This window comes from Pseudomonas sp. (assembly GCF_037994325.1).
Taxonomy (GTDB): Bacteria; Pseudomonadota; Gammaproteobacteria; order Pseudomonadales; family Pseudomonadaceae; genus Aquipseudomonas.
Genome location: NZ_JBBNAH010000298.1, coordinates 1 through 18,796, shown reverse-complemented (window position 1 = coordinate 18,796; position 18,796 = coordinate 1). Strand labels below are relative to the sequence as shown.

The window sequence follows — 18,796 nt, the reverse complement described above, 5'->3', positions numbered from 1 at the left end:
CACCACGTCAGTTAAACAATGCCGGTAGCGTAGAAGGTGCCGATGACCACAAACACGGCCAGGGTTTTGATAATGGTGATGCCGAAGATGTCTTTATAGGCTTCGCGGTGGGTGAGCCCGGTTACCGCCAGCAAGGTGATCACCGCGCCGTTGTGCGGCAGGGTGTCCATACCGCCGCTGGCCATGGCGGCCACGCGGTGCAGCACTTCCAAGGGGATATTGGCGGCATTGGCGGCTTCGATAAAGGTGTGCGACATGGCCGCCAAGGCGATGCTCATACCGCCCGAGGCGGACCCGGTTATACCCGCCAGCAGGGTGACGGTGACGGCTTCGTTAACCAATGGATTGGGGATGGTTTTCAGCGCATCAGCCAGCACCAGAAAGCCCGGCAGGGAAGCGATCACCGCACCAAAACCGTATTCCGACGCGGTGTTCATCGACGCCAGCAGTGCGCCGCCGACCGCCGTTTTGGTGCCTTCGGCAAGCTTGGATTTAATCGCGCGGAAGCCGCAGATCAACACCAGCAAAATGCCCAGTAACAACGCCGCCTGCACGGCCCAAATGCCAGTCAGTTTGGCCACTTCACTGGTCACCGGTTGCGCCATGCCGGCCAGTTGCAGGGTGTGGGTCTTGCCGTAGATTTCCGGAATCCAGCGGGTGAACACCAGGTTAGCCACGCCCACCAGAATCAGCGGCGACAGCGCCAACCACGGGTTGGGCAGGGCAATATCTTCGGCCGTCTCTGGCTCATTGCGCAGGTCAGTGCCATAGCCCTCACCGTTAGCCTTGGCTTTGCGCAGTTGGCGGCGCAGGTAGAGCATGCCGGCAATAAACACGAACACGGTGCCGACCACGCCCAGCCACGGTGCCGCCCAGGAGGTGGTGCCAAAAAAGGTGGTGGGGATGATGTTCTGAATCTGCGGGGTGCCGGGCAGGGCGTCCATGGTGAAGCTAAAGGCGCCGAGGGCGATGGTGGCCGGGATCAGGCGCTTGGGAATATCGCTCTGGCGGAACATTTCCGCGGCAAACGGATACACCGCAAACACCACCACAAACAGCGATACACCGCCGTAGGTCAGCAGCGCACAGACCAGCACGATCACCAACATGGCCTGACGTGTGCCGAGCAACCGGATGGCGGCGGCAACGATGGAGCGCGAGAAGCCCGACAGCTCAATCAGCTTGCCGAACACCGCACCGAGCAAAAACACCGGAAAGTACAGTTTGACGAAGCCAACCATCTTTTCCATAAACACGCCGGTAAAGGCCGGCGCCACGGCAGAGGGGTCGGTGAGCAACACCGCGCCAAGGGCGGCGATGGGGGCAAACAAAATAACGCTGTAGCCGCGGTAAGCCGCGAGCATCAACAGCGCGAGGGCGGCGAGGGCGATGATCACACTCATAAAGCGTTCTCCTGATACCGGGCGGTTAGGCCACCCGATGGTTTTATTGTTATGGGTAAAGGCTGTGTTTTATGGAGTAGCGCAGCGGCGATTGATTCGCCGCTTTTTTGCACCTGCGGTTACCACAACGGCAGGCTGTAACTGACGATCAGGCGGTTTTCGTCCAGATCGTTGCCAAAGTTGGTCGAGCGCACCGTCGCATTGCGCCATTTCACCCCGAGGTTTTTCAGCGCGCCGTCCTGGATCACATAGGCGATATCGGTGTTGCGCTCCCACTCTTTGCCCTCGGCGCCGCTGGCCAGGCTGATGTTGTCGCCGGTTAGGTAGCGGGTCATAAAGGTCAGCCCCGGTACACCGAGGGCGGCAAAGTTGTAATCGTAGCGGGCCTGCCAGGAACGCTCGTCGGCGTTGGCGAAATCGCCGATCTGGACAAAGTTGACCAGGAACGCGTCGGTGCCACCGATATAGGCAAAACCGGTGTCGCCACTCATTTTCTGGTAGCCCAAACCAAAGGCATGGCCGCCGAGGCTGTAGGTGAACATGGCGCCGAGGGCGCGGTTGTCGACATTGCTGCGGCCCTCGTCATTGGAGCGGCCGTAGCGCAGGTCGGTTTTTAGCGCTTGGCCGGCGCTGATGGGCAGCACGTGGGTGAGGTTGACCAAGTGTTGGCTGTAGAGGTTGTCGAGCTTGCCGTAGTTGTAGCCGGTGGTGAGCTGGTCGTTCCATTTGTAGCTCAGGCCTGCGAAGTCGAACTGGTCGCTGGTGCCGCTGGCGACGATACGTTTGGCACCACCGGTGGTGATGGTCATGTCTTCGCTGTTGGAGGAGTCGCGAAGGCTTACCTGGGTCAGGCGCCCGGCGTCCAGGGTCAAGCCGGCAAACTCGCTGGAGTTCAGGTGTGCGCCTTGAAAGGTTTGCGGCAGCAGGCGCGAGTCGTTGGCCAGGGTGGTCGGCAGTTTCGGTATCAACGTGCCTACCTTGAGCACGCTGTTGGAGGCCTTGAGCTTGGCGGTTAGCCCGAGCTGGCTGTAATCGTCGGCAGCTTCGCGTGGCGCGCTGCGGCCGCGTGGCAGCAAGCCTGATCCGGCGCGGTCGGGGCTGGAGTCGAGTTTCAGGCCAAGCAGGCCAATGGCGTCTACCCCCACGCCAATGGTGCCGGCGGTATAGCCCGACTCATAACGCAGCAGAAAGCCCTGCGCCCATTCGTCTTGCTTGGATTGCGCGGCGCCGTCTTGGCGGAAGTCACGGTTGAAGTAGAAGTTACGCAGTTCGAGATTGGCTTTGCTGTCTTCGATGAAATCGGCCTGGGCGGCCTGGGAAAGGCAGAAGCCGGTGCCGAGGGTAGCAAGCACCATGGCGTGGCTGAGCGGGTAGCTCATAACAGATCTCCTGGTTGCAGCTGTGCGACTAGGGACGATGCCGTGGCGTCCCGCAGGGTCAGTGCGCATAGCGTGCGACGATATTGTTGTTGTTTTTCGGCTGCGGTCTGGCCGCGGCGGGAGCTATAGCGAGATATGTGCCATATAGCTAAGGTATTGAAAATTAAGGATTTTATGGTTATTGGCTAAAATTTTTAGCCGTTCTTGTCTCTAGTGCGAGACATAAAGCTGGGAGAGCGGGCGATAACACGCTGGGCTGCGCTATCTCTAATTTGAGATTGTGTCTTCGTTTGGAGAGTTGGCCGCGGCGCTGCCTGCTGGCGAAGCAGCAACGGCAATCCACCCAAGCTGTCGGCCAATAACTGTCTAAAGTTTTAAAGCCCCTCAGCTTTTTCTAAAGGCTTCCATGGCACTCAGCCCCGCTCGCAACGCCGCCGTCTTGGCTATCGCGTTGCTAACCAGCTTCTGCGGCGCAACCCAAGCCGCCCCTAAGGTGCTGATTATCGCCACCAGCGAGCTGCCGCCTTATGTCAGTGCCAACGCCCAGGACAGCTTTCTTAGCGAGCTGTTGCCCAAAGTGGCGAGGGAAATGGGCGTGAAGTTTGAGTTTCGCTTTATGCCTTGGCCGCGCTGCGAGCGCGCGGTGGAAGACCTGCAGGTTTGGGCAACCATGCCCTACGTGCCAACGCCCGAGCGCGAGCAGAAGTTTCTCTTCTCCGAGCCGCTGTATGCCAAGCAAACGCTGTTGTTTTATTACAGCCCAACCGACCAGGGCTACCCGCGTACTTTCGAAAATTTCGAGGAATTTAAACGCTTTAAAATCGGCGGCGTGCGCGGCTATTACTACGAAGCGCTGTTCAATGCGGCCGGCCTTAACCTGGAGCTGACCACCAGCGAAGATTCCAGCTTTAAAAAACTCCGCGCCGGGCGAGTGGACTTGGTTCCGGCGGTCGATAGCGTGGGCTGGGACGTTATCCGCAAGAACTTCCCCGCCGAAGAACAGGCGGCATTCCATGCCTTGGAAAAGCCCTTGGCCGTGGGCCACAACTACTTGATGACCTCGCGCAGCTACCCGCAGACGCAGCAACTGCTGGAACGGTTTAACCACGCGTTGGGTAAGTTGCGGCGCAACGGTGTGTACCGGCAGGTGGCTGAGCGCCACGGCATAGCGGTGGAGAACTAGGCCGCGTTCGCGTGGCGTGCACAGCACACCCTGCGGGACGACGTGTTTATTTAAAAAACTGGCTCGGCGTGGTGCCGAACTGTTTTTTAAACATGGTGGCAAACGCGCTGGGGCTTTCGTAGCCGAGGGCGCCAGCGACGTCGATGATCTTTTCCCCCACGGCAATACGCTCCAGGGCCAGCAGCAGACGCGCTTGTTGGCGCCACTGGCCGAAGGTCATGCCGGTGCCTTTTTGGAACAGGCGCTGGATGGTTTTTTCGTCCAGGTGCAGACGCTTGCTCCAGTCGGCAAGCGTGGCGTTGTCGCCGGGGTCTTGGTGCAAGGTGGTGCAAATCGGTTCGATGCGCGGATCGCTGGGTTGCGGCAAATGCAGGGGCAGAGCGGGGAGGATTTTCAGCTCGTCGAGGATCAGGTTCATCACCCGTGCTTCGCGCGAGTCGTTGGCGTAGGGCTCGGCGATGCTGATGGAGGTCTGGATCAACTCGCTCAGCAGCGGCGAAATGCTCACCGCTTTGGTTTCGCTGGGCAGCCCCAGGTTGTCCTCGGCCTGCACAAACACGCTGCGCATTTTTAACGGACCAATGCAGCGCAGCGAGTGCACCTGGCCACGGGGCATCCAGATCCCCCGGCTGGGCGGCACAATCCATTGGTGCAGGGCGGCGTTAACCACCATGACGCCCTGAATGGCGTAGAGCAGTTGGTGCTTGTTGTGGCTGTGCGGCGGGATCACCCAATCAGCCGGGTAGTCGGTAGCGCTGCTGCTGACGCGCCAGGCGGCGGCATCAATGGCCAGCAGTCTGGCATCCAGCGGTAATTCATCCCAGGGTTTGATCATGTTGTCCGTTTTGCGATAGGTGTTGTCTGCATTTCGCGAGACAGGCAGTTTTAGCGCCCCGTAGGATAGCGCCGACCCCCGAAATTGCCAGCGCGTGTTGCAACGCGCTGGTCTGTCTGGAAGCTGCCCTATGTCCCTCAGTACCACCGCGTCTCCCTCAGTTGCCGCCGGCCCTTCGGCTGCCGCCGCTGTAGCCCAGCAAGCCAGCCCCTTGGTAATGCGGGTAATCGGCGCCTGCGCCTTGGCGCATATGATCAACGACCTGATTCAGGCTGTGCTGCCCTCGATCTACCCGATGCTCAAGGCCAACTACGGCCTGACCTTCGCCCAGGTCGGCCTGATTACCCTGACCTTTCAACTGACCGCCTCGCTGCTACAGCCTTGGGTCGGTTATCACACCGACCGCCATCCCAAGCCGTGGTTGCTGCCGGTGGGGTCGCTGTGCACCCTGGTGGGTATTTTGTTGTTGGCCTTTGTCGGCAGCTTTCCGGCCATTCTGCTGGCCTCGGGTTTGGTGGGCATCGGCTCGTCGACCTTCCACCCGGAAGCCTCGCGCATTGCTCGGCTGGCCTCGGGCGGGCGTTACGGCTTGGCGCAGTCCACCTTTCAAGTCGGCGGTAATGCCGGCACCGCGTTTGGTCCGTTGCTGGCAGCAGCCATCGTGATTCCCTATGGCCAAGGGCATGTCGCCTGGTTTGGTCTGTTCGCCGTGTTTGCCATTTTGGTGCTCTACGGCTTGAGCCGCTGGTACCGCAATCACCTCAACCTGTTCAAGCTCAAGAGCGGGGGCGTGGCCACCCATGGCCTGTCCAAACAACGGGTGATGGGTGCGCTGGTGGTGTTGGCGCTGCTGGTGTTTTCCAAGTACTTCTACATGTCCAGCTTGACCAGTTACTTCACCTTTTTCTTGATCGAAAAGTTCGACCTCTCGGTAACCAGCTCGCAGATGTATCTGTTCCTGTTTTTGGGCTCGGTAGCGGCGGGTACGTTTTTCGGTGGGCCGATTGGCGACAAGATCGGCCGGAAAAAAGTGATCTGGTTTTCCATCCTGGGCGCTGCGCCTTTTACCTTGGCCTTGCCCTATGTCGACCTGTTCTGGACCGCCGTGCTGAGCATGATCATCGGCTTTATCTTGTCGTCGGCGTTCTCGGCCATTGTGGTGTTCGCGCAAGAGCTGGTGCCCGGCAATGTCGGCATGATCGCCGGGATCTTCTTTGGCCTGATGTTTGGCTTTGGCGGCATTGGCGGCGCGCTGCTGGGCTACCTGGCGGATATCCATGGCATTGAATACGTGTTCCACCTCTGCGCGTTTCTGCCACTGCTGGGCATTTTGACCGTGCTGCTGCCCTCGACCAAAGGCGTGTAGGGCGCTGCGCCCCTGATTACGTCAGGGGCCGTTCCAGCACACTCGTCAGTACCGCCAGCGGGGCCTTGCTCTGGCCAGCAATGGCCTGTGGTTGCACTACACCCTAGGTGGCTTGCCATACGCCGCCATCGCCCAGCACGAAAATCCGCTGCCCAGCCTCGGCAAACACCGTCATCGCCCCGGTAAAACTGCCAAACGCCGGCAGCAGGCTTAGGCGCTCACCCAAGACAAAACATGGCAAACGCAAGCTCTGCCGGCCTTTACCGCGCAGCCGGTAGGCCGGGTGCACATGGCCGGCGAGTACATGGTGAGTGGAATGGGGATCAGGTTCGTGCTGCAAGGCAAAGGGCCCAAGCAACAGGGGCTCGGCCACGGTTTCGATAGTCAACGGCGCTGGCGGGTCGCCGGCATTGCGGTCGTGGTTGCCACGAATCAGGGTGATCGCGAGCCCGGGGTAACGCCCGCGCCATTCGCTTAACGCCGCCATGGTCAGCGGGTTTTTTGCCTGACGGGCATGCAGAAAGTCGCCCAATACAATCAGCCGTCGGCAGGCATAGCGCTGCAGCAGGCGGTCCAGACGTTGGAAGTTTTCCGCCGTGGTGCCATGGGGCACCGGCTGCCCGAGCTGGCGGTAGGTGGCGGCTTTGCCCAGGTGCAGGTCGGCAATCAGCAACGCCTGCTGTTCGGGCCACCAGATAGCTTTATCCGCCAGCAGCCAGAGTTCGCTGCCAGCCAATTGCACGGCAAGGTGCTCACTCATGGTTTGGCTTTCTTGTTACGTGGCAAACCATCTTTTCCCTGCCGGGGCGCGCGGCCTTTGCGCGGCGCCGGGCGCTCATCATCAATAGCAAAGCGTGCATCGGTATCGGCGGCAAAGGCGCCGGGGCCGGCGGCTTTTTCCAAGTCCTGAACCATGCGTTTAATTCGGTCGGCGAGTTTTTCCGAGCTTAGGCTTTCGCGAAAACGCTCTACCAGCAGCGGAAAGGCAAAGGGTGTAGCGCGCTTGATCACGTGCACATCCAGGCGCCGGCTTTGTAAGCGCTGCAAGCTCTGCTGCAAACGCTCGACCTCCAATTCCTGACGCAGCACTTCCTGCTGGGCCTGGGTGAGCAGCAGGTTGTCGGGGTCGTATTGCTGGAACACGTCAAAAAACAGCGCACTGGAAGCCTGCAACTGCCGCGCGCTTTTTGCCGCGCCGGGGTAGCCGGAAAACACCAGGCCGGCGATACGGGCGATTTCGCGAAAGCGCCGGCGCGCCAGCTCGCCGGCATTCAGGCTGGCGAGTACGTCTTGCAGCAGGTGTTCGCTGCTAAATAGCGCCGGGGTCAGCACCTCGAGGTAGTCGATAGGGCTGGCGCAGAGCAGCTCCAGACCGTAGTCGTTTACCGCGATGGAAAAACTTAACGGCGTATTCCGGCCCAAGCGCCAGGCCAATAAGCTGGCCAGCCCGAGGTGCACGGAGCGCCCGGCGAAGGGGTAGAGAAACAGGTGCCAGCCTTCGCGTGATTTCAGCACTTCGGCCAGCAGCGTGTCGGTGGTGGGCAGGGCGGACCAGTCTTCCTGCACCTTTAGCAGGGGCTGGAGCAGGCGCATTTCCGCGCTGGGGAAATGACCGTCGGCAGCGGCGCCCAACTGCTCGACCACGGCATCGGCCAGCTCGCTGGACAGCGGCATGCGCCCGCCATTCCAGCGCGGCACTGCGGCCTTTTTACCGCTGGCGCGGCGCACATAGGCGGTCATATTTTCCACCCGCACCAATTCGAGCAAACGCCCAGCAAACAGGAAGTTGTCGCCGGGGCGCAGGCGGGCGATAAAGCCTTCTTCGACGCTGCCCAGCGAACCGCCGCTGCCGCCCTTGGTCCAGTACTTCACGCTAAGGCTGGCATCACTAACGATGGTGCCAATGCTCATACGATGACGCCTGGCTAAGCGTGCGTCCGGCACCTGCCAGCGGCCGTTTTCGTCGGGCTCGGCGCGGCGGTAGTCGGGGTAGGCGGTAAGTGAGTGGCCGCCATGGCGGACAAAGGCCAAGGCCCAGTCCCATTCCTCATCGCTCAGGTGCCGATAGGCCCAGGCGCTGCGTACTTCAGCCAGCAATTCAGCGGCGATAAAGCCGCCGCCCAAGGCCATGCTGACTAAGTGCTGGACCAACACATCCAGCGGTTTTTCCGGCGACTGGCGGCTTTCAATGCGCCGCTCGGCCACCGCCGTTTGTGCCGCCGCCGCTTCCAGTAGTTCCAAACTATGGGTCGGCACCAGGGTGGCGCGTGATGGGCGCCCCGGCGCATGGCCGCTGCGCCCGGCGCGTTGCATCAGCCGCGCGACACCTTTGGGCGAGCCAATTTGCAGCACCCGTTCGACCGGCAAAAAATCCACGCCCAAGTCCAGGCTCGACGTGCAGACCACGGCCTTGAGTGAACCCTGCTTGAGCGCCAATTCCACCCAGTCCCGCACCTCGCGAGACAGCGAGCCATGGTGCAAGGCCAGCAGCCCAGCCCAATCCGGGCGTGCCTCCAGCAAGGCCTGGTACCAGATCTCCGCCTGTGAGCGGGTGTTGGTAAATACCAGCGTGGTGCTGCTGCTTTCCAGCTCGGCGACCACCTGCGGCAACATGCGCAGGCCCAGGTGCCCAGCCCAGGGAAAACGCTCGATACCGGGTGGTAGCAGGGTGTCGATGCGCAGGTCTTTGGCCATTTTGCCTTGCACCAGACAACCTTCCGGCATCAGCACTTCCAGGGCATGGGGCTGATTACCGAGGGTGGCAGACAAGCCCCAGACCATCAGCTGCGGGCTCCACTGCCGCAGCCGCGCCAAGGCCAGTTGCAACTGCACGCCGCGCTTATTGCCGAGCAGTTCATGCCACTCATCGACCACCACCATGCGCAGGTTGGCGAAGGCGTCGCGCGCGTTGGCGCCGGTCAGTAGCAGGGTCAGGCTTTCCGGGGTGGTGATCAGCGCTGTCGGCAGTTTGCGACTTTGCCGGGCGCGCTCGGCACCGCTGGTGTCGCCAGTGCGCAGGCCCACGCTCCAGGGGATATGCAGATCGTCCAGCGGCGCTTGCAGAGCCCGTGCGGTGTCGGCAGCCAAGGCGCGCATCGGCGTAATCCACAACACCGTCAGCGGCGCCATGGCCGGTTTACGTTTCAGCGGTTTGCCCACCGGCGCGGCAACGCCAGGTTTGGCAAAACGGTTTAGCGCGGCAAACCACACCGCATAGGTTTTACCCGCACCGGTAGTGGCATGCAGCAGGCCGGACTCGCCGGCTTTTACCGCCTGCCACACCTCCTTTTGAAAGGGAAAAGGCTTCCACTGTTGCAGCGCAAACCAGGCGCTGGAGGCACTGCTCACAGCAGACCCTGCAAGGTAGCCAGGGTGTCGGCGTCGTCGACCGTCTTGTCGGTTCGCCAGCGCAACATGCGTGGAAAACGCACGGCGATGCCGCTCTTGTGGCGCTTGGACAGGGCGATGCCTTCAAAACCCAGCTCAAATACCAGACTTGGCGTCACGCTGCGTACCGGGCCGAATTTCTCCACGGTGGTCTTGCGGATAATGGCGTCGACCTTGCGCATTTCTTCGTCGGTCAGCCCCGAATAGGCCTTGGCAAACGGCACCAGCACGCGCTCGCCAGGCGCGGCGTCGTCCCACACGGCAAAGGTGTAATCGCTATATAAACTGGCGCGCCGGCCGTGGCCGCGCTGGGCGTAGATCAGCACGGCGTCAATGCTGAACGGGTCGACCTTCCACTTCCACCACAGGCCCATATCCTTGGTGCGGCCGACGCCATACAGCGAGTCGCGGCGTTTAAGCATCATGCCTTCCACCCCCAGCTCGCGGGAGGCTTGGCGTTGCCGGGCGAGGTCGGCCCAGTCGTTGCCGGTTACCTCCGGCGACAGGCGCAGGCGCTCGTCAGCCATCTCTGCCACCAACAGTTCCAGGCGTGAGCGACGCTCGTTTTGGCTATGGCTACGCCAGTCTTCGCCGCGCCATTCCAACAGGTCGTAGGCCAGCAGCACCACCGGCACCTCGGCCAACAACTTGGCGCTCAGGGTTTTGCGGCCGATGCGTTGTTGCAGCAGGGCGAAGGGTTGGATGCCAAAGGCTTTGTCGCTGTCGTGTTTCCACACCACCAACTCGCCATCCAGCACGCTGCCGTCGGGTAGCGCTTCACCCAGTTCATGCAGCTCAGGAAAGCGCTCAGTCACCAGCTCTTCACCGCGTGACCAAATCCATAAGCGGCCGTCACGCTTAACCAATTGCGCGCGAATGCCATCCCACTTCCACTCCACCAGCCAGTCCTGCACCGGCCCCAATACGGCGTCGAATTGCTCGCTGTCTTGCTGCAACGGATGGGCGAGAAAAAACGGGTAGGGCTGGCCACCGCGCTGGGCATGTTCGTCGTCCGACTCGGCGGCAATCAGCGCCAAATACCGTTGCGCGCTGGGGCGGTGGGACAGGTCGGTGTAGCCCACCAACCGTTGCGCCACGCGCTTGGCATCAATTCCGGCCAAACCGGCGAGGGCGCGGGTGACCAGCAGCTTGGACACGCCGACGCGAAACGAGCCGGTCAGCAGCTTCAGGCTGACCATCAAGCTCTGCCGATCCAGCTGCGCCCACAGCGGCGGCAGGCGTTCGCTTAGCTCTTCTGGCGGTAGGCCACGCAGCGGCAGCAATTGTTCTTCCAACCACCAGGCCAGGCCGTGCTCGGTGCTGTGGGCGGCTTCGGGCAGCAGCAGGGAAATGGTTTCGGCCAAGTCGCCGACCGCCTGATAACTCTCTTCAAACAGCCACTCCGACAGCCCCGCCAGGCGGCTGGCCAGTTCGCGCAGCAGGCGTGTGGGCACTACTTGTCGAGGTTTTCCGCCGGAAAGGAAATACACCGCCCAGGCCGCATCGGCAGGGTCGGCGCTGGCGAAGTATTCCTGTAAGGCATGTAGTTTGGCGTTGCTGGAGGTGGTGCCGTCCAGCCGCGCATAGAGTTCGGCAAAAGCCTTCATGCCGGTGCCTCGCTGTCTTCCTCGGCGCCGTATTCGGTTTCAAAACCGCGTGCGTCCAAGCCCTGTTCGCGCAGATGACGCACCAACACATTGACCTGGCCATGGGTAACCATCACCCGCTCGGCACCGGTTTGTTCGATGGCCCACAGCAGCCCCGGCCAGTCGGCGTGGTCGGAGAGCACAAAGCCACGGTCCACACCACGCCGGCGCCGCGTGCCGCGCAGCAGCATCCAGCCACTGGCAAAGGCATCGCTGTACTCGCCAAACCGGCGCATCCAGGTGCTGCCGGAAGCAGAGGGCGGGGCGATGATCAGGGCTTGGCGCAGCAACGGGTCGTTTTTAGCGATATCGCCGGCGTATAGGGTTTCGGGAATACGCACACCGCCGGCGCGGTACACCTGGTTTAACGGCTCTACCGCACCGTGCACCAGAATCGGCCCGATGCTGGCGTCGATGCCATGCAAAATGCGCTGGGCTTTGCCGAACGAATAGGCGAACAACACACTGGCGCGGCCGGCGGCGGCATTGGTGCGCCACCAATCGTCAATGCCGGCGAAAATCTCCGACTGCGGCTGCCAACGGTAGATTGGCAGGCCAAAGGTCGATTCAGTAATAAAGGTGTGGCATGTCACTGGCTCAAACGGCGTGCAGGTGCCGTCGGCTTCCACCTTGTAGTCGCCAGAGGCCACCCAGACTTCACCGCCGTACTCCAGGCGCACCTGCGCCGAGCCGAGCACATGGCCGGCGGGGTGAAAACTCAAGGTCACGCCGTGATGGTTAAGGCGCTCACCATAGGCCAGGGTTTGCAGATTGATGTCTTGGCCCAGGCGCGAACGCAAAATACCTTCGCCGGGCGCGGCGGCCAAATAGCGCTGGTTACCGGTGCGCGCGTGGTCGCCGTGGGCGTGGGTGATAACCGCACGTTCTACCGGGCGCCAGGGGTCGATATAGAAATCACCAGGTGGGCAGTACAAACCTTCGGGTCGAGCAATCACCAGCTCCATGCAGGCGCCTCGGCAAGGGACGTACAGGTAAGAGGGCCGAGGCGTCGTTTAGGTTCGGGTGGTTTTAACGGCGCTAGGCGGGCTCGATTTCGGCGAACAGGTAAACCAAGCAAAAGCCATCCATGGGCATTACCGGGTTGGTCCAGATCATCCGTGTGTGGCGGCCGCGTTCGGCAAAAATTTCTACCATCAGGTCCGAGGCGCCATCGAGCGCTTTGGGGTGGTCGTGGAAGTCTTCGGCCACATTGAGGACGCCTTCGAGGCGGTAGATCTGCTTGACCCGCGTCAGGTCGCCGAGGGCGTCTTTCAGTTGCGCGATGGCATTTAAGCCGGCCAGGCGACAGGCCGCGTAACCTTGTTCCAAGCTCAGCTCACGGCCCAGGCGCCCCTGATAATGCAGGGTGCCATCGACCCAAGGAAATTGCCCGGAGGTCATCAGCGTATTGCCCACAATCGCCCAGGGGAAGTAATTACCCAGCGCTGGCGGGCAAGCGGGCAGGTTAAGACCGGCGTTAAGCAGGCGCTGTTCGGGGGTAATGGTCATCGCATCGGCTCCACGGTTATGGCTGTTGTTCTGCGTGGGTAGGCAGCGGCGCCAGCCAGCTGGCCAGGGTATCGGCATGCTCCCGTAACCAATCGGCCGCCGCTTGTTCCGGGCTTTTACCGCCGCGATTGATGGCGTAATCCAGCTCGGCAACGATGGCGTTGGAGAGGCGGATGTTGCCCAGCACCTGGATTTCTTCTGCGGTAAACAGCGCCAAGCGGTCTTCGCGGGCCAGCAGTACCGCGCGGTCCACGCCGCCGAGCAAGCCTTTGGGGTCTTGCAGTTCACGGATGCGGTAGCGGTGGTGCAAAAACTGCGGGTGCCACAGCGGCACCACGCCCCACGCCTGTTCGGTCACCAACTGTTCAAAGGCCGAGGTGCAGTCCGTTTCGCTGCCGGTGTGAAAGCTATAGCCAGCCGCCAACAGCCCATATTCCTCCATGATGCGCAGGGAGAAACGGGTGATCCCCGCACCCGGCCCGATGCCCTGAATACTGTGCTTCATTCGTGCCGCTACGGCGGGCTTGAGCAAGTCTTCAATGCTTGCCACCTCAGCCTCTGGCACATACTCCGGCACACCCCACAGCGCGTACGGCTGGTAGTGCAGGCCCAGTTCACGGGTAGCGACCTCGCGTTCTACTTCTTGCCGATAAATGCCATGGCTATAGGGCAGCCAGGCGGAGGCGAGCATATCGATGCTGCCGGTGCGTAAACGCTCGAAGTTGGCTTGGTGCAGGGCAAAGCTGGACTGCACCGCAACCCCCATGCGCAGCAATACGAGGCTGACGATGGCGCCGCAGGCCCGGTGAAAAGACAGATCGGTGACGCCGAGATGGACGCTACGGGGGTTAGTCATGGCGCTGCTCCCAGGGCTCGGCCACCTCGAGCGTGGGCATGGCCTGGCCGACGATTTTTGCCGCGGGCGAGTAGGGAAAAATTATTTCCACAGTGATGCCGTTGGGGTCTTCGACAAACAACTGGTGTTCGCCCACCTCGGGAATTACCCGCTCGCGAAAGGCAATATTCAGCGCGACGAAATGCTGTTGGGTGGCGCCAAGATCGTCGCCACGCAACGACACATGATCAATCGAGCCGCCACCGGGTTGCGGCGTTTTAACCCCCAGATACGCCTCCAGCTCCGCGCGGTCTTCGGTCATCGACACGATGTGCAGAATCGGCTTGCCACTGGCATACAGCCAATGCCCCGGAAAGCGAAACGCCGGACGCGGGCCGGGTTGCAAACCGATCACGTGGGCAAAAAACGCCGCGGTTTCATCCCAGCGTTCTGTGCGGATGGTGAAGTGATCCAGGCGTTGGATAGTCATTGCGCGTCCTCCCGAGTATCGATTGGGACGAGCGCAGCGCGGTACGACGAGGGCGTACCAACGGCGGCACCCCGGACACAGGTGTTCCACAGCTGGGCGAGGGCGTTATCGATGGAGTGAAAAAAACCGCGAAGGGTCAGACGGGACATGGCAGCTCTCCTGCGTCTGGGGCAAAGGGCCAGACGAGAGGAGAGGGTGAGCGCTGGCAGGGGCAGGGAAAAAGTCGGTGCGCCAGCAAGCACCTAGTGCTGAGGATTGAAAATAGGCCGCAAAGCCAGGGCTCAGGCGCGTTTCAACCCTTCGCTGGCAATCTCATGGCGGGCGGCTTGCAGCAAGGTGGCATCGACATTCAGTCGATGGATCACGTTAAGCAATTGCTGCTTGAGCAACTGATCGCTGACCGCTTCGGCGGCGCGCATTACGGCGATGGCCGCGGCTTCGTTATTGCCGGCAACGTGGTCAAGGGTTTTGCACAGAGTACGAATGGTGCGGCTCACAACGGGTAACTCCTAGATTCGAGGCTGCACTGTAGGGCGCCGATATTGCGGTTTGATGGCGGGCAGATGCCGTTTCGGTTGCCATGGATTGGCAGTACAGACCGGAGGGGTGTGAGATTGGTTGCAGGAAAATTGTGCGGCGGATGTAACCGGGAATGGCGATGGAGCTTGCCCTCACTGCCAGCCCCTCTCCCGCGAGCGGGCGAGGGGAGCTTAAGTGCTCCAGTTATCGCGCCCCGCGCGGGCTAGGGTGATGGGGAACCGCAGACACACTTACTCGCTGACGTCATTCAGCCCGGCATAACTGGACAACAACACCTCACCCAACAGCGGATGCGGGGCTTCCACGCGTTCTTTGAGTTTGTCGGCAAAAGTCATGGCCGAGCTCTGGTCGGAAAAGGAAATGGCCATGCTGCCGCTTTTGACTAGCCAGGTTTCACGGCTTTCGCTGGTTTGTTTTTGCACTGCAATTTCCATCTTTGCCTCCTGCGGCCGGGGCCCTGTTGAAAAATAGATCAGAAAACACTCAGCCAAAAAAAATGCCAACACGAGGTCGGCAATTTAGTGAGCACACACGCACGTAGTTGCGTGTGTGTAAGGTGGGCCTGCTTTGTTACGGCTTGATGAAGGCAGCGGGTTTAGGCCGTCTGCGGCAGCTTGGCGATTACCTTGATTTCAAAGTCGAAGCCATACAGCCAGGTGACGCCGACGCAGGTGATGTTGGGGAACGGCGCTTGGCCCCAGAACTCCGGCACCACCTCCCAGATGGTTTCGAATTTAGTCGCCGGGTCGACGATAAAAACCGTCACATCCACCACATCATCAAAGCTGCAATCAGCGGCGGCGAGCACGGCATTGAGGTTGGTAAAGGCAGTGCGCACCTGGGTTTTCAGCTCCGCTTCCGGGCTGCCGTCTTCGCGGCTGCCAACTTGGCCGGAAACAAATAAAAAGCCGTTGGAACGCACCGCTGGCGAGTAGCGGTTGCGCTCGTACAGCGCTTGGCGGCCTTTGGGGAAAACAACGTCGCGGGTGTTCATGGGAAGGCTCCATCAGTAGGTGATGGCGCCACTCTAGGCCTTGGACTTTGAGGGATAAACGCGCAATCTTGGCCATCACTGTTTGTGTTTCCCAAATAATCTATCGGCCCGCAACCCTCACCAAGGAGCCCACGCCGTGGACCGTTTCGATGCAATGCTCGCCTTTGCCCGGGTGGTGGAGGCGGGCAGCTTTACCAAGGCCGCCGACACCCTGCATATGAGCAAAACCACCGTGACCCAGTTGGTGCAGCAACTGGAGGCGCGGCTGCGGGTCAAGCTGCTCAACCGCACCACCCGTAAGGTCAACCTCACGGCCGATGGGGCGGTGTATTACGAGCGCGTGGTGCGTTTGCTCAGCGATCTGGACGACGCTGAAACGGGCCTGTCTAGCGCCGCTGCCCTACCGCGCGGGCGGCTGCGGGTGGACGTGCCCAGCCCGTTGGCGCGCACCCTGCTGATACCGGCGCTGCCGCAGTTCCATGCGCGTTATCCGGATATTCAAATTGATATGGGTGTGAGCGATCGCATGGTCGATGTGATCGGCGAAAAGGTCGACTGCGTGGTGCGCGGCGGCGAGTTGCTCGACCAGTCGTTGATGGCGCGCAAAGTCGCCGATTTGCAGCTTGGCGTGTATGCCGCGCCGGCGTATCTGCAACGCCTGGGCCGACCGGCGCACCCGCGTGAACTGGAAGACTCGGCGCATCGCGTGGTCGGTTTTGTCTGGGCCCGCACCGGCAAAACGCTGCCCTACAGCATGCGCAAAGGCGATGAACATATTCATATGCAGGGCCGTTACGTGTTGGCGGTCGACGACGGCAATGCTTACCTGACTGCAGGCATTGCCGGGCTTGGCATACTCTGGCTACCGGCCTATATGGCCAAGGAAGCGCTGGCCAACGGGCAACTGCTGCCGCTGTTTGAAGACTGGCAGATGGAGCCCATGCCGCTGTATATCGCCTACCCACCCAACCGCCATGTCAGCCTGAAGTTACGGGTGTTTATTGACTGGGTGGTGGAGTTAATGGCCCAGCACGCACCGGTATCGTAGGTTGGGTCGGTCCGCGTTCGGTGAGCGCAGCGAAGCCCAACGGGCCGTCCGCCAGGACGGCGCGTATCGGTCTCCAGAGGATATACACGCGGAGCCCTGCGGGCTCCCTGTTGGGCTTCGCCTGCGGCTCAACCCAACCTACGTCGCAGATCAGCGGCGGGTTACAACTCCCGCGCCACGCGAAACCCTAGCCAATCGCCGCGCACGTAGGGTTCACGGTAGTTGCGGTTGCCGGAGCGGGAGAAGATTGGCGCTTCGGTGTAGTCGTTGCCGCGGATCATGTGGTATTCGCAGCTGGCTTCCAGCCATGGGCTGCCGTCGCTTGGTGCGCCGTTGTAGCTGTCGTGCATGCAGTCGGCTACCCATTCGTAAACGTTGCCGTGCATGTCGTACACGCCAAACGCATTAGGCGGGTAGCTGCCGCCTGGCGAGGTAAAGCTAAAGCCGTCGACCGGGCCATAGGTGTTGGCGTGTTTGGCGATGCTGTAGTCGGCGCCTTCGTCGAAGGGGAAGGGGAATGGCCCCGGCGAGCCGGCACGGGCAGCGTATTCGCGTTCGGCTTCGCTAAGCATGCGGTAGTGCTTGCCGGTCTTTTTCGACAGCCAGGCGACATAGCCTTTTACGTCGTCGTAGCTCATGCACACTGCCGGCTGCGTTGGGCCTTGCGGATAACGCGGTTTGCTGGCCACGCATTCGCGGCCGGGGCGTTCGTCGCCGTTGGCGATGGTCACTTTGGCCTGTTTTACATAGGCATCCCACTCGCCAGCCGACACCTGAAAACGGCTGATGGCAAAGGCTTTGGCAAAGGTGACCGGGTGCAGTGGCCCTTCATCCGGTTGGCGCCCGACTTCTTCATCCTGGGTGCCCATGGTGAACGTACCAGCCGGCAGTACCACCATTTTTGGACACTCTTTGCAGTCGCTGAAAACGCTGCCGACGGCATGTTTGTCTGCTGCGTGAATGGGCAAGGCGAGCAGCAAGGTGGTGCCGAGCAGAAGTTTTTTCATCGGTAGGGTTCTCACAGCTGTTGGGCCAGCAGGTTGATGGCGCGGTCGACGTCCGCTTCGGTGTTCAGCAGCCCCGGCGCCATGCGCACCACTGGGCCGACATCGCGGTTGACCGCATCGACAATCACGCCATTGCGGGTGAGGTAGGCGGCGATGGCGTCTTCGTCGACATGGGGTGTTTTAAAAAAGGTAAAACCGGCCGACAGCTCCGGGCTGATAGGCGTCACCAGTTGCACGCCTTTGAGCGTTTGCAGGCGTTGTTTCAGGTAGCTGTTGAGCTGTTGGATGCGCGCCTGCACATCGGCTTTACCCAGCAACAGGTGCAGTTCAAAGGCTTTGCCCAGGGCCCAGCGGTGTTCAAAGCTGTGGTAGCCACCGGGCGACATCACGCTGGCAAAGCTGTCGTCGGGGCGGGAAAAGCTGCCGACGCTGGGGGTCATATTGGCCATAGTTGGCGTGGCCGAGCAGATGATGCCGGTGCCCCGAGGGCCGAATAACCACTTGTGTGTGCCGGCAATCAGGTAGTCGCAGTTGAGGTCGGCAAAGTTGACGTTTTCCACGCCAAAACCATGCACGCCATCGACGCAAAACAGCACGCGATCGGCCTCGTCGCGGCCCTTGTTGTGCTCGCGCAGCAGCGCGCCAATTTCCGCAATCGGCAGCTTGATACCGCTGCCCGAATGCACCCAGGTCATGGCCAGCACACGGGTGTTGGGCCGCAGGTTGTTTTTGATTGCCTGCAGCACTTCGTCTTTGCTGATGGTTTGCGGGTCTTTGTACAGCGGGATTTCACGCATTAGCGTGGCGTCTTTTTGCTTGCGAAAGCGCAACGCCGAGTAGGTGGAATTGTGCTCGTGAGCACTGGTCAGCAGCTCCTGGCCAGGCTTGATATGGATGCCGCCGTAGATCAGCGCCAAGCCTTCGGTGGTGCTGCCCGTCAGGGCGATTTGCGCCGGTTTTACCCCGAGGTAATTGGCCGCCCAATTGCGCGCGTTGTCTTCATGTTTCCAGATGGCTTCGCTTTCATAATCCACCGCCAGGGCGGGGTTGCGGTCGAACGCGGCGCGAAATTGTTCGATGGCCTGGCGCACCGGCGTGGGGTGCGCGGTGATGAGAAAACTGGCGAAGTGAGCCAGGCTGTAATCCAGCTCAAACAAGGTGCGCAGTTGTGCCC

Annotated in this window: 17 protein-coding genes and 1 pseudogene; 3 read left to right on the top strand and 15 right to left on the bottom strand. The window is 61.1% G+C overall.

Annotated features, from left to right (window positions below; translation table 11 throughout):
- Positions 1–11: 11 nt before the first annotated feature.
- Both AAAB16_RS10215 and AAAB16_RS10210 read right to left on the bottom strand, forming a co-directional pair.
- The gene (locus AAAB16_RS10215) at positions 12–1,403 is read right to left on the bottom strand and encodes a GntP family permease (RefSeq protein WP_340663226.1); all 1,392 of its coding nucleotides are present in this window, start codon (positions 1,401–1,403) and stop codon (positions 12–14) included.
- Between the two features lie 119 nt (positions 1,404–1,522).
- On the bottom strand, positions 1,523–2,758 hold the full coding sequence (locus tag AAAB16_RS10210; protein ID WP_340663228.1) for an OprD family porin: 1,236 nt from the start codon (positions 2,756–2,758) through the stop codon (positions 1,523–1,525).
- Positions 2,759–3,188: 430 nt separating this feature from the next.
- On the opposite strand from AAAB16_RS10210, the gene AAAB16_RS10205 reads away from it, so the two are divergent.
- Positions 3,189–3,965, top strand: a complete 777-nt coding sequence (locus AAAB16_RS10205) for a transporter substrate-binding domain-containing protein (RefSeq protein WP_340663225.1) — start codon at positions 3,189–3,191, stop codon at positions 3,963–3,965.
- Between the two features lie 46 nt (positions 3,966–4,011).
- On the opposite strand, the gene AAAB16_RS10200 is transcribed toward AAAB16_RS10205, so the two are convergent.
- On the bottom strand, positions 4,012–4,800 hold the full coding sequence (locus tag AAAB16_RS10200) for a helix-turn-helix transcriptional regulator (protein WP_340663224.1): 789 nt from the start codon (positions 4,798–4,800) through the stop codon (positions 4,012–4,014).
- A 217-nt stretch (positions 4,801–5,017) separates the two neighbouring features.
- Between AAAB16_RS10200 and AAAB16_RS10195 the strand changes: the two genes are divergently transcribed.
- Entirely contained in the window at positions 5,018–6,166 is a 1,149-nt protein-coding gene (locus AAAB16_RS10195; protein WP_340663227.1) for an MFS transporter, read from the top strand.
- Positions 6,167–6,269: 103 nt separating this feature from the next.
- Here AAAB16_RS10195 and pdeM read toward each other — a convergent pair whose 3' ends face one another.
- From pdeM to AAAB16_RS10145, 10 genes are all read right to left on the bottom strand, one after another.
- Positions 6,270–6,926 carry a ligase-associated DNA damage response endonuclease PdeM gene (gene pdeM, locus AAAB16_RS10190; RefSeq protein ID WP_340663223.1) on the bottom strand — a complete coding sequence of 219 codons (657 nt, stop codon included), beginning with the start codon at positions 6,924–6,926 and terminating at the stop codon, positions 6,270–6,272.
- Complete coding sequence (locus AAAB16_RS10185; protein WP_340663222.1) at positions 6,923–9,514, bottom strand: ligase-associated DNA damage response DEXH box helicase; 2,592 nt, start codon at positions 9,512–9,514, stop codon at positions 6,923–6,925. The genes pdeM and AAAB16_RS10185 overlap by 4 nt, the downstream gene beginning before the upstream one ends.
- Positions 9,511–11,160 carry an ATP-dependent DNA ligase gene (locus tag AAAB16_RS10180; RefSeq protein WP_340663221.1) on the bottom strand — a complete coding sequence of 550 codons (1,650 nt, stop codon included), beginning with the start codon at positions 11,158–11,160 and terminating at the stop codon, positions 9,511–9,513. Before AAAB16_RS10180 ends, AAAB16_RS10185 begins: the two co-directional genes overlap by 4 nt.
- On the bottom strand, positions 11,157–12,164 hold the full coding sequence (locus AAAB16_RS10175; protein ID WP_340663220.1) for a ligase-associated DNA damage response exonuclease: 1,008 nt from the start codon (positions 12,162–12,164) through the stop codon (positions 11,157–11,159). The genes AAAB16_RS10180 and AAAB16_RS10175 overlap by 4 nt, the downstream gene beginning before the upstream one ends.
- 73 nt (positions 12,165–12,237) lie before the next feature.
- Positions 12,238–12,708 (bottom strand): Atu1372/SO_1960 family protein, encoded by a 471-nt coding sequence (locus AAAB16_RS10170; RefSeq protein WP_340663219.1) that lies wholly within the window; start codon positions 12,706–12,708, stop codon positions 12,238–12,240.
- 16 nt (positions 12,709–12,724) lie between these two features.
- Entirely contained in the window at positions 12,725–13,564 is an 840-nt protein-coding gene (locus AAAB16_RS10165; protein ID WP_340663218.1) for a glycine betaine ABC transporter substrate-binding protein, read from the bottom strand.
- The gene (locus tag AAAB16_RS10160) at positions 13,557–14,033 is read right to left on the bottom strand and encodes a VOC family protein (protein WP_340663217.1); all 477 of its coding nucleotides are present in this window, start codon (positions 14,031–14,033) and stop codon (positions 13,557–13,559) included. The genes AAAB16_RS10165 and AAAB16_RS10160 overlap by 8 nt, the downstream gene beginning before the upstream one ends.
- 281 nt (positions 14,034–14,314) lie before the next feature.
- The gene (locus tag AAAB16_RS10155) at positions 14,315–14,530 is read right to left on the bottom strand and encodes a hypothetical protein (RefSeq protein ID WP_110614090.1); all 216 of its coding nucleotides are present in this window, start codon (positions 14,528–14,530) and stop codon (positions 14,315–14,317) included.
- Positions 14,531–14,803: 273 nt separating this feature from the next.
- Positions 14,804–15,007: a hypothetical protein gene (locus AAAB16_RS10150; protein ID WP_340663216.1), complete on the bottom strand. Its 204-nt coding sequence runs from the start codon at positions 15,005–15,007 to the stop codon at positions 14,804–14,806.
- A gap of 161 nt (positions 15,008–15,168) precedes the next feature.
- Entirely contained in the window at positions 15,169–15,567 is a 399-nt protein-coding gene (locus AAAB16_RS10145) for a RidA family protein (RefSeq protein WP_340663215.1), read from the bottom strand.
- A gap of 136 nt (positions 15,568–15,703) precedes the next feature.
- On the opposite strand from AAAB16_RS10145, the gene AAAB16_RS10140 reads away from it, so the two are divergent.
- Positions 15,704–16,615, top strand: a complete 912-nt coding sequence (locus AAAB16_RS10140) for a LysR substrate-binding domain-containing protein (protein WP_340663214.1) — start codon at positions 15,704–15,706, stop codon at positions 16,613–16,615.
- A gap of 161 nt (positions 16,616–16,776) precedes the next feature.
- On the opposite strand, the pseudogene AAAB16_RS10135 reads toward AAAB16_RS10140, so the two are convergent.
- Both AAAB16_RS10135 and AAAB16_RS10130 read right to left on the bottom strand, forming a co-directional pair.
- A pseudogene (locus AAAB16_RS10135) lies at positions 16,777–17,550 on the bottom strand (formylglycine-generating enzyme family protein); the annotation flags it as partial.
- Positions 17,551–17,633: 83 nt separating this feature from the next.
- A partial coding sequence (locus AAAB16_RS10130; protein ID WP_340663213.1) for an aminotransferase class V-fold PLP-dependent enzyme occupies positions 17,634–18,796 on the bottom strand: 1,163 nt, incomplete at its 5' end.

Bases quoted from the DNA above. Each gene is read 5' to 3' on its own strand.
- AAAB16_RS10215 (WP_340663226.1), bottom strand. From the start codon at position 1,403: ATGAGTGTGATCATCGCCCTCGCCGCCCTCGCGCTGTTGATGCTCGCG.
- AAAB16_RS10210 (WP_340663228.1), bottom strand. From the start codon at position 2,758: ATGGTGCTTGCTACCCTCGGCACCGGCTTCTGCCTTTCCCAGGCCGCC.
- AAAB16_RS10205 (WP_340663225.1), top strand. From the start codon at position 3,189: ATGGCACTCAGCCCCGCTCGCAACGCCGCCGTCTTGGCTATCGCGTTG.
- AAAB16_RS10200 (WP_340663224.1), bottom strand. From the start codon at position 4,800: ATGATCAAACCCTGGGATGAATTACCGCTGGATGCCAGACTGCTGGCC.
- AAAB16_RS10195 (WP_340663227.1), top strand. From the start codon at position 5,018: ATGCGGGTAATCGGCGCCTGCGCCTTGGCGCATATGATCAACGACCTG.
- pdeM (WP_340663223.1), bottom strand. From the start codon at position 6,926: ATGAGTGAGCACCTTGCCGTGCAATTGGCTGGCAGCGAACTCTGGCTG.
- AAAB16_RS10180 (WP_340663221.1), bottom strand. From the start codon at position 11,160: ATGAAGGCTTTTGCCGAACTCTATGCGCGGCTGGACGGCACCACCTCC.
- AAAB16_RS10175 (WP_340663220.1), bottom strand. From the start codon at position 12,164: ATGGAGCTGGTGATTGCTCGACCCGAAGGTTTGTACTGCCCACCTGGT.
- AAAB16_RS10170 (WP_340663219.1), bottom strand. From the start codon at position 12,708: ATGACCATTACCCCCGAACAGCGCCTGCTTAACGCCGGTCTTAACCTG.
- AAAB16_RS10165 (WP_340663218.1), bottom strand. From the start codon at position 13,564: ATGACTAACCCCCGTAGCGTCCATCTCGGCGTCACCGATCTGTCTTTT.
- AAAB16_RS10160 (WP_340663217.1), bottom strand. From the start codon at position 14,033: ATGACTATCCAACGCCTGGATCACTTCACCATCCGCACAGAACGCTGG.
- AAAB16_RS10150 (WP_340663216.1), bottom strand. From the start codon at position 15,007: ATGGAAATTGCAGTGCAAAAACAAACCAGCGAAAGCCGTGAAACCTGG.
- AAAB16_RS10145 (WP_340663215.1), bottom strand. From the start codon at position 15,567: ATGAACACCCGCGACGTTGTTTTCCCCAAAGGCCGCCAAGCGCTGTAC.